We start from the raw sequence: 9,933 nt of genomic DNA, 5'->3' as shown, positions 1-9,933 counted from the left end.
GGGGCCGGGTGGGTGCGGGTGGGGGGGCCGGAGGGTGTGGTGGGCGGCCGACCGGGAGGGAGCCGGGACGACCTCGAAGTTCGGATGGCCGGCGAGGAGCCGCAGCAGCTCGCCGCCGGTGAACCCGGTGCCGCCGACGACGCTGGCGGTGTAGGCGTCGGCGGCCGCGCCGCTGTCCTCGGCGTCTACGGTCACGCGTCGGCCCCCGCGACGGCTCCGTCGGCCAGCTCGGTCGCCTTCGCCTCCAGCCAGTCGACGACCCGCGCCGGGACGTCGACGTCGGTGGCCGCGTCGAGCGCCTTGAATTCGACGGTGTGGTTCACCTCGTGGACGGTATAGTCGTCGGCCGCGCCGTCGCCGTCTGCGCCGACGCCGGTCTCGGCGGTGTCCGATTCCGCCTCGACTCCCACCTCCATCAGGTCGACGCCGAGCATACCGCCGCCGCCGACGGCCTCCGAGGCCTTCTCGACGAGTTCGGTCGCGCGTTCGTCGAGTTCGAACGGCTCCGTCTCGCCGCCCTTCGCGGCGTTCGTGAGCCAGTGGTCCGAGGAGCGCGTCATCGCCGCGACCGGCTCGCCGTCGACCGCCAGCACGCGGATATCGCGGCCGGGCTTGTCGACGAACTCCTGGACGTAGAACACCTTGTGCTCGTAGTGGCCGAGCGTCTCCTTGTGTTCCAAGATCGCTTCGGCGGCGTTCCGCGAGTCGATCTTCGCCATCAGCCGCCCCCACGAGCCGGTCACGGGCTTGAGGACGCACGGGTAGCCGAACGACTCGATCGCCTCTAGGGCGGCCTCCGTCGTGAACGCGACCTCCGTCGCCGGGGTCGGCACGTCCGCCTCGGCGAGCGCGAGCGAGTTCTTCGCCTTGTCGGCGCAGACGTCGCCCGTCTCCGGGCCGTTCACCACGGGGACGCCGTAGCCGTCGAGGAACCGCGTCGCGTACAGCGACCGGCTCGTCGACAGGCAGCGGTCGACCACGAGGTCGAGGTCGTCGACGGCGGCCGTCGTCGAGTCCAGGCCGAACCGCTCCTTGCGCACGTCGATCTTCGCCACGTCGTGGCCCCGCTCGCGGAGCTCGCCGAGCAGGAGCTTCTCGTCTTTCCGGATCCGCGAGTAGAGGACGCCTACGCGCACGTCGATTCCCCTCCGTTCGGGTCGGTGTTCACGCGCATGTCGACCACTCGGGTGTCGCGGCCGCGGCGGTCGTCGCCATCTACTCGCCCCAGTCCTCCTCGAGCTCTGGCGCCTCCTCCAAGACGACCGGGTCGAGCGAGATGACCTCCAGCTCGGTCCCCGTGACCGGACTGTCGATGATCTCGCCGACCTCCACGTCGGCCGGGATCTCGATTTCCTCGCCCGCGATCGGGTCCTCCGCGGTCAGCGTGTCGGTGTCGCTTGTCATCGTACTCCACTCTGGGTGACTCGATACCATAAATCTTCCGAACTTACCAAAAAATATACACTAGCCAAAGCACCGGCTATCGGTTCGAGAGCGGCCGAAAGCGCCCGGACGAACCGGGCTATCAGATCCTAGTTACTTGTTCGTCTCCTCGCGGAGACGAGTTCGCGACCGGGGGTCGTCGGTCGACCCCCGGTCGCGGCGGTCGTCGCAGTCGGTCCGGCTGCGGCGGTCGGTTCGGCGGCGGCGGCCGGTTCGGTGTCCGCCCGCGGCGACCACCGCGGTCGGTCCCACGATCACTCATACGTCGCCACCTCCGCGTCGAGCGCCTCGGCCGCCGCCGCCAGCGCCTCGCGGCGGTCGTCGAGCGCCGTCGCGTCCGCGTCGATCCCTGCGGTCGCGGCCGTCAGGTCCGCCGCGACCGCCTCCGGCGCGGGGCCGCCCGCGGAGTCGCGGCTCGCGACGCTCGCGGCCGGATCGAGGACGCGTTCCACCTCGTCGCGGGACACGCGCTCGAAGAGGGACTCGCCCAGTACCGCCTGTGCGGCCTCGTCAACTTTTGCGGCGGCGGTCGCTGGGCCGTCGCTGTCTCCGACCGCGGGGGCGGCGCTCGCGACGATCTCGTGGGCGGTCCGGAACGGGAGGCCCGCCATCGCGAGCAGGTCGGCGACCCCCGTGGCCGTCGAGAACCCCTCGCCCGCGGCGGCCGCGAGCGCGTCCGCGTCCCACTCGGCGGTCGCGACCGCGCCCGCAGCGATCTCGGTCGCTTCGCCCACGTCGCCGGCGATATCGAAGACGCTCGCGTGGGCGCGCTGGAGGTCGCGGTTGTACGCCCGCGGCAGCCCCTTCAGGAGGCTCAACGTGCCGGTCGCCTCCCCGATCGCGTCGCCCGCGACGCCGCGGGTCAGCTCCAGCGTGTCGGGGTTCTTCTTCTGGGGCATGATCGACGAGGTCGAGGCGTACGCGTCCGCCAGCCCGAGGACCCCCTTGTTCGAGAAAACGATCAGGTCCTCGGCGAGCCCCGATAGCGTCGTCGCGAGCGTCGCGAGCGCCGTCGCCGTCTCCGCGAGGAAGTCGCGCGCCGAGGCGGCGTCCATCGAGTTGCGGACCGTCCCGTCGAAGCCGAGCAGCTCCGCGGTCCGGTCGCGGTCGACGTCGAACGGCGTCCCGGCGAACGCGGCCGCGCCGAGCGGCGACCGGTTGACGCGGTCGTACGCGTCCAGGAGCCGCTCCGTGTCGCGCGCGAGCCCGCCCTCGTACGACAGCAGGTAGTGCGCGACCGTCGTCGGCTGTGCCGGCTGGAGGTGGGTGTACCCCGGCATCACCGTCTCCGCGTGTTCCTCGGCGACCTCGACGAGCGCCTCCCGGGCGGCGACGGTCGCCTCGGCGGCGTCGAGCAGGTCCTCGCGCAGCCGGTACCGGATACACGTCGCCACCTCGTCGTTGCGCGAGCGGGCGGTGTGCATCCGGCCGCCGTCCGGGCCGACCCGGTCGATGACGGCGGTCTCGATCGCCTCGTGGACGTCCTCGCCGTCCGGGAGCGCGCCGTGGCCGGCGGCCTCCACCTCGTCGAGCGCGGCGAGTATCTCGCCCGCGACCCCGCCGTCGACGACCCCCTGTTCGGCGAGCATCACCGTGTGCGCCCGGTCGACGGCGAGGTCCGCCTCGAAGATTGCGGCGTCGGCCGCGAGGCTCGACAGGAACTCGCGGGCGGGTCCGCCGCTGAAGCGCTCGCGCCGGACGGCGGTGTCGTCACCGCCGGCCGCCTCGTCCGCGTCGCTCGCGTCGGGATCGTCGTCGGTCATCTAGTTATCGTCCGCGTCGGACCCGTCCGTCTCGCCGGACCCGTCCGTCGCGAGCTCGGGCTTCGAGACGCTCGCCTTCACGTCGTTGGCGAGGCGCTCCTGGAGTCCGTGGTACTTCGCGACGCCCGTCGCGTCCGACTGGGCGATGCCGGCGACGTCCTCGGTGTTGAACGAGGCCATCTCCTCGGAGTAGACGGCGTACTCGGAGTCGCGGGCGACGACGCGGCAGTCGCCGCCGGACACCTTCACGGTCGCCGTGCCGGTCACCACGTCCTGCGTCTCGTCGACGAAGGCGTTCAGCGCGTCGACGACGGGCGCGAACACGAGCCCCTCGTACGCCTTCTCCGACCACTCCTGCTCGATCCCCTTCTTGAACGAGCGCTCGTTCTTCGTCAGGACGAGATCTTCGAGTGCCTGGTGGGCCGTCAGCAGGACCGTCGCGGCCGGGTGCTCGTAGTTCTCGCGCACCTTCAGCCCGAGCATGCGGTCCTCCATCACGTCGGTGCGGCCGACGCCGTACCCCCCGGCGTGCTCGTTGAGGTGCTGGATGAGCGGCACGGGGTCCATCGCCTCGCCGTCGACGGCGACGGGGATCCCCTCCTCGAACGTCACCTCGATGGTGGTCTCGCCCTCCGGCTCGGCGGTCCACTCGTAGATGTCCTCCGGCGGCTCGTAGTTCGGGTTCTCCAGCTTCCCGCCCTCGACCGCGCGCGACCAGATGTTCTCGTCGATGGACCAGACGCCGCCGTCGCCGGCCTCGACGGGCAGGTCCTTCTCCGCGGCGTAGTCGATCTCCCACTCGCGGGTGAGGCCGAGTTCGCGCACGGGGGCGATCACTTCAAGATCGGAGCCGCGCCAGACGGCCTCGAACCGGAGCTGGTCGTTCCCCTTCCCCGTACAGCCGTGGGCGATGGCGTCACAGCCCTGCTCCTCGGCGACGCCGAGGATCGCCTCGGCGATGACCGGGCGCGCGAGGGCGGTCCCGAGCGGGTAGCCCTGATAGCTGGCGTTGGACTTCACCGCGTCGAAACAGAGGTCCGCGAACTCATCCTTCGCGTCGACGACGTGGATGTCGAGCCCCAGCGCCTCGGCGGTCTCCTCGGCCTCGTCGAACTCCTCGGTGGGCTGGCCGACGTCGACGTTCACGCCGATGACCTCGTCGTAGCCGTACTCCTCTTTCATCAGCGGTACGCAGACCGTGGTGTCGAGTCCCCCGCTGAACGCGAGTGCAACGCTCGTCATTACCAGAGTACACCCGGCCTACGGTCTTAAATTCAGTGGTTTCAATATTGTAAGAAAAAGACAGCGCGGCCGCTCGCGGTGACGATAGTCGAGACTCTCCGGAACGGAACGGCGCGAACGCGACGAGGGATGAAGATTACTGGCCCGAAGGGCCTCGTCGTCGCGCCGCGCCGGAAGCCGGTCGCGGCGGTCGGACGTCTCGTCGCGGTCGCAGGGCTCGTCGGCCTCGGAGAAGGGCGGCGTCGAGACGAGCCACTGCGGTCATCGCGTGTATGTACCGATCTCCGATATAAAATTGTTCCGCACCGCCCGGCGCGCGCAAGGTTTGCCGGACGGCCCGGAGATCGCCGGTCGCCCGGTCTACAGCGCCTCGCGGTACGCTTCGAGCGTCGTCTCGACGTCCTCCTCCGTATGCGCGTAGGAGGTGAACTGACACTCGTACTGGTTCGCGGTGAGGAACACGCCTCGGTCTTTCATCTCCTGCCAGAACACCCGCTCCCAGCGGTCGGTCGCAGCGTCGGCCACGTCGGCGCCCGTCTTCGGGCACGAGTCGTACCGGGCGCAGTCCGGGTCCTGCCGACAGCCGCCCGCGCAACAGGCGTTGACGTCGTCCGGCGCCTCGCGGGTGAACACCGTTTTGAACATCGAGTCGGTGCCGACGACGGTGTACTCCGGCGCGCGCTCGGCGCAGATCTCGGCGATCCCCTCCCGGAGCTGCCGACCGAGGCGGTTGACGTGCTCGTACACGTCGTTTTCGGCCGCGTACTCCAGCCCGGCCTTCCCGGCGGCCATCGTCACCGGGTGCCCGGAGAAGGTGCCGGACTGGAACACCTCGCCAGCGGGCGTGAACCCCTCGATGATCTCCGCTTTCCCGCCGATCGCGCCGACCGGGAAGCCGCCGCCGATGATCTTCCCGAACGTCGTCACGTCGGGGGTGACGCCGAACTTCGACTGGGCGCAGCCGAGGCCGCCCACCCGGAACCCGGTGATCACCTCGTCGAAGATCAGTAGCGAGCCGTGGTCGTCACAGAGGTCCCGCAGCGTCTCGTGGTAGCCGTCGACGGGCATCACGATCCCCTTGTTGGCGAGTATCGGCTCGACGAGGACGGCCGCGATCTCGTCGCCGTGTTCCGCGAACACCTCCTTCGCCGCCTGCGGGTCGTTGAACGGGATCGGGAGGGTGTGCTCGGCGAACGCCTCCGGGATCCCCGCCGTCGACGGGTGCGCGTCGCCCGGCGACCCTTCCACGAGCGTCGACTCCTGCGCGCCGTGGTAGCCGCCCCGCATCACGACGATCTTGTCGCGGTCGGTGTGGCCGCGCGCCAGTCGGACTGCCGAGACGGTCGCCTCCGTGCCGGAGTTGACGAAGCGGATCGACTCGACGCTCGGGACGTGCCGCGCCACGAACTCGGCGTGTTCGACCTCGATCTCCGTGGGCGCGCCGTACATCGGCCCCTCCGCGACGTGCGACTGGACCGCCGCCTCCACCGGGTCGGGCAGGTCGTGGCCGTAGAGGAGGGGGCCGTACCCCATCACCCAGTCGACGTAGCGGTTCCCGTCGGCGTCGATCACGTGGCCGCCGTCGCCGCGCTCGACGAAGAACGGGTGTGGCATCGTCGCCCGGACCGAGGAGTTGACGCCGCCCGGCATGACCGACAGCGCGCGGTCGTACAACTCGCGCGAGCGCTCGTGGTTCATACCGACAGGTTGGGTCGGCGGGCTGAAAGTAGTTGCCGAACCGCCGTCACGCCCGCCCGAAAAAAGTCCGTCCGTCGATCCGTGCGCGGTGTCTGCCCGCCGGGAGCGTCGCTACACCGCCTCCGTTCCGGTCGCACCGGTGCGGACTTGGAGCGCGTCCTCCACCGGCATGATGAACACCTTGCCGTCGCCGGCCTCGCCGGTCTTCGCGGCGTCGGCGATGGCGTCCGCGACCTCGTCGGCCGGGATGTCGGCCACGACGACCTCGACTTTCACCTTCTGGTGGAGATCGACGGTGAACTCCTCGCCGCGCCACTGGCCCTTCTTCGCGGGCTGGCTGCCGCGACCGGAGACGTTCGTCACCGTCAGCGAGGGGGCGTTGATCTCCGCGAGCGCCTGCTTGATGTCTCCGAGCTTGTCGGGGCGGACGACCGCCGTGACCATCTTGATGTCCGTGCCGGCCGCCGCGCCGCCATCGGCCCGGGGAGACTCCCCATCGGACTCGGTCGTGTCGATCACCGACGGGCCGCCGTCGGTCGCGACGCGGTCGCCGCCGAACTCGGGGTAGGTCTCGACGCCGTGTTCGGAGATGTCGAGGCCCTCCTGTTCGTGCTCGGCGGTGACGCGCGCCTCGCCGGCGAGCTTGAGCACGTACCAGACCGCACCGGTTGCGGTGATCGTCCAGCCGCCGATGATGACCACGCCGACGAGCTGAGCGACGAAGTGGGCGCCGATGCCCGCGCTGAGCTGACCCGGTGCGGCGACGAACGGGAAGAGGAGCGTCCCGAGAACGCCAGCACTCCCGTGAACCGGGAACACCGCGCAGACGTCGTCGATCTTCAGGTTGTCCGAGACGAACTCAAAGACGATCGGGAGCTGCGCGCCGGCGAGCCCGCCGACGACGACGGCGCCCCACCATGCCGTGGTGTCGGGGATTGCGGTGATGCCGACGAGCCCGGCGAGCAGGCCGTTGGCGACGTAGAGGGTGTCGACCTTCCCGGTCTTCGCCCAGACGACGAGCGCGGCGCCGATCCCGCCGGACGCCATCGCGATCGTCGTCCCCATCGCGACGAGGTTGAGCGTCAGCGTGTTGAACACGCCGCCGCTGACCACTGACGCCGTGCCGACGTTGAAGCCGTACCAGCCGAACGCGAGGACGAGCGTCCCCAGCACGGCGAACGTCAGCGAGTGACCGGGGATGACGTTCGTCGAGCCGTCCTTCCCGTAGCGGTCCATCCGCGGCCCGAGGATGGCCGCGGCCGTGAGGCCCGCGATGCCGCCCATGCCGTGGACGATCATGCCGCCGGCAAAGTCGTGGAACGCGGTGCCCGTCAGCTGTGCGACGAGCCCGTCACCGGAGGCCGACCACGTGAAGGCGATGACCATCGGGTAGATGACCGCGGCCAAGAGGAACGTGTAGGTGACGTACGCGCGGAGCTTCGCGCGACCCGCGACCGCCCCGGAGACGATCGTCGCTGCGGTCATCGCGAACACCGCGCCGTAGAGCCAGTTGACGTAGGGACCAACCACGCCCGACTCGACGGCGAGTTCGCCGCCGGAGTACAGCGACCCCGCGGCGGAGGCGATCCCCGACGACCCGTTCACGAGGCTCGTGAACGCCGTGCCGATGAGGAAGAACACCGCCACCCCGACGCTCCACGTCAGGAGGTTCTTCGTCAGCTGGTTGGCGACGTTCTTCGACCGCACCTGCCCGGCCTCCAGCATGGCGAAGCCGGCGTGCATAAAGAAGATGAGGAACGTCACGACGAGGATCCACGTCCCGTTCATCGCGGACGCGAACGTGCTCGGATCGATCGTGGCGAGGACGCCGCCCGTCACAATTCATCCACCTCTACTGAACGCTCGTCCGATTCAAACCGTGCTTCGCTCGTGTTCATGTGCTGAATCACGTTTCGATTCCCGGGAACGCCTATACATAAACGTTAGAGTTGAGTTTCACAAAAAATACGGTTGATAATACGGCGGTCGTCCGATATAAGGACGTGGCTATGGAATATAAGGACGTTTTTCTCGCGGTTCCGCCGCAATTGTTGCGCTCGAACTCGACGGTCGTTGTGTAGCTCAGCTATCTATTTCGGCGTGATCCGTCGCCGAACGGCGTTCTCGGGGCGGGCGCGGTCCCCTCTGGCGAGTATTGCCGCGCCGCCGTCCCGCGCTTGGGCGTCGCACGGGCTCTCCGTCCCGAATTCGGGTCGTTCCGGCCTCGTCGGCAGAAGTAGACGTTTGTCAACCCGTCTCGCGGTCCCTCGACGGAATCGATATCTCGGCGGTGTCAGACTGCCCTCTCCGCCGACCGATGTCCCGGAAACACCGTTATTCCGGCTTCAGACCCTCGTTCTGGACGCGCATCACGGCCTCGCCGTCGGCGAGGTTCGGCGCGTCGACGAGGCGGACGATCCGCTTGTCGCCCTTCGACTTGCGGAGGTACATCCGGAACGTGGAGGCGTGTCCGAGGATGTTGCCGCCGATCGCCTGCGTCGGGTCGCCGAAGTACGAGTCGGGATTCGACGCGACCTGGTTCGTGACGAGGATGGCGGTGTTGAACAGGTCGCCGATCCGCATCAGGTCGTGGAGGTGTTTGTTGAGCTTCTGCTGGCGATCCGCAAGCTCGCCCCGACCGACGTACTCCGCGCGGAAGTGCGCGGTGAGGGAGTCGACGCAGACGATCCGGATCGGCCATTCCGTCTCCTCGTGTTCGCCGGCCAGCTCCTTCGCCTTCTCGGCGAGCAGGATCTGGTGGTTGGAGTTGAACGCCTTCGCGACGTGGATCTGGTCGAGGAACGCTTCGACGAGCTCTTCGAGCGCCTCCTCGTCTGAGGGCGTCCCCTCGATCTCGCGGCGCTCCATCTCGTCGGCGAGGATCTCGTCGTCGAGCCCGCGGACCATGTCGTCGATCCGCTCCGGTCGGAACGTGTCCTCGGAGTCAACGAAGATACAGCCGCCGTCGAGGCCGCCGTTCTCCGGCTCTAGCTGGACGTTGACCGCCATCTGATGGGTAACCTGTGACTTCCCGGACCCGAACTCGCCGTACACCTCCGTGATCGACTGCGTCTCGATGCCGCCGCCGAGCAGGTCGTCCACCTCGTCGATCTGCCAGGAGAGCTTGCCGATCTCCTGGCGGCGCTCCAGCACGCTCGCGCCGGTCTCGAAGCCGCCGACGTCGGCGGCGTCGCGGGCGGCGTTGATGATGTCGGCGGCGGACGACTCGCCGATGTCGGCCGTGTTCGACATCTCGCCGGGGCTCGCGACGGCGATCGACTGGTAACTCTCGAATCCGTTGTCCACGAGCTTGTCCGCGGTTGCCGGGCCGACGCCGGGGAGGTCCTCGAGTTCGTCTTCAGGCATGTACACAGTGCTTGTTTGCCATCCCGTATAAAGACTGGTTTACACCCGAGTGAAAGTGAAGTTCGCCGAGCGTCACCGCTCGGTCGCGGTTCGCTATCTCTCGAAAGCGTTCGTCGGAGCGGCCCGCTCCGTCGCGCGGTGAAACTGGTCGAGGGGTCAGGGGCGACCCGGGGGTCGGGTCCTCAGAAGCCGACGCGGCGGACGTACCCGAGGTCGCGGATCTCCACGAGCAGGTCGCCCGACAGCTCGGCGTCGGTGATCACGTACAGCTTCGGGTCGTCGGTGAACTCGGGGTCCTCGCTCAGCACCTGCCGGATCGAGACGCCGCGGTCGGCCAGGATCCCCGTCACCTCGCCGCCGATCCCGGCCTCGTCGGCCGCCGCGCCCCCGATGCTGAGCACCGTCCAGTCGACGACCGGGG

The 9,933-nt window shown here is 69.0% G+C and carries 7 protein-coding genes and 2 pseudogenes; all 9 read right to left on the bottom strand.

The annotated features are described in order from the left end of the window. Positions 1 to 195: pseudogene (locus tag B9G38_RS11890) on the bottom strand (N-acetyl-gamma-glutamyl-phosphate reductase); the annotation flags it as partial. Further along, positions 192 to 1,136 (bottom strand): lysine biosynthesis protein LysX, encoded by a 945-nt coding sequence (gene lysX / locus B9G38_RS11885; protein WP_086220503.1) that lies wholly within the window; start codon positions 1,134 to 1,136, stop codon positions 192 to 194. The gene lysX and the pseudogene B9G38_RS11890, both read right to left, overlap by 4 nt. Positions 1,137 to 1,215: 79 nt before the next feature. Further along, positions 1,216 to 1,404, bottom strand: a complete 189-nt coding sequence (gene lysW / locus B9G38_RS11880; protein ID WP_049932116.1) for a lysine biosynthesis protein LysW — start codon at positions 1,402 to 1,404, stop codon at positions 1,216 to 1,218. A 293-nt stretch (positions 1,405 to 1,697) separates the two neighbouring features. Then, positions 1,698 to 3,206 (bottom strand): argininosuccinate lyase, encoded by a 1,509-nt coding sequence (gene argH, locus B9G38_RS11875; protein ID WP_086220502.1) that lies wholly within the window; start codon positions 3,204 to 3,206, stop codon positions 1,698 to 1,700. Continuing rightward, complete coding sequence (locus B9G38_RS11870; protein WP_086220501.1) at positions 3,207 to 4,448, bottom strand: argininosuccinate synthase; 1,242 nt, start codon at positions 4,446 to 4,448, stop codon at positions 3,207 to 3,209. A 360-nt stretch (positions 4,449 to 4,808) separates the two neighbouring features. Next, on the bottom strand, positions 4,809 to 6,146 hold the full coding sequence (locus B9G38_RS11865; RefSeq protein ID WP_086220500.1) for a glutamate-1-semialdehyde 2,1-aminomutase: 1,338 nt from the start codon (positions 6,144 to 6,146) through the stop codon (positions 4,809 to 4,811). A gap of 111 nt (positions 6,147 to 6,257) precedes the next feature. Beyond that, positions 6,258 to 7,985: an ammonium transporter gene (locus B9G38_RS11860; RefSeq protein ID WP_176454938.1), complete on the bottom strand. Its 1,728-nt coding sequence runs from the start codon at positions 7,983 to 7,985 to the stop codon at positions 6,258 to 6,260. Between the two features lie 495 nt (positions 7,986 to 8,480). Next, positions 8,481 to 9,512: a DNA repair and recombination protein RadA gene (gene radA, locus B9G38_RS11855; RefSeq protein ID WP_049932122.1), complete on the bottom strand. Its 1,032-nt coding sequence runs from the start codon at positions 9,510 to 9,512 to the stop codon at positions 8,481 to 8,483. Positions 9,513 to 9,694: 182 nt separating this feature from the next. Then, positions 9,695 to 9,933 (bottom strand): annotated as a pseudogene (locus B9G38_RS11850) (amino acid-binding protein); the annotation flags it as partial.

This window comes from Halorubrum sp. SD612, assembly GCF_002135005.1.
Note: the sequence above shows the minus strand (reverse complement) of the source record. Positions and strands in the feature narration are given on the sequence as shown.

Coding starts and splice junctions, on each gene's coding strand:
- lysW (WP_049932116.1), bottom strand. CDS start 1,404: ATGACAAGCGACACCGACACGCTGACCGCGGAGGACCCGATCGCGGGC.
- argH (WP_086220502.1), bottom strand. CDS start 3,206: ATGACCGACGACGATCCCGACGCGAGCGACGCGGACGAGGCGGCCGGC.
- B9G38_RS11870 (WP_086220501.1), bottom strand. CDS start 4,448: ATGACGAGCGTTGCACTCGCGTTCAGCGGGGGACTCGACACCACGGTC.
- B9G38_RS11865 (WP_086220500.1), bottom strand. CDS start 6,146: ATGAACCACGAGCGCTCGCGCGAGTTGTACGACCGCGCGCTGTCGGTC.
- radA (WP_049932122.1), bottom strand. CDS start 9,512: ATGCCTGAAGACGAACTCGAGGACCTCCCCGGCGTCGGCCCGGCAACC.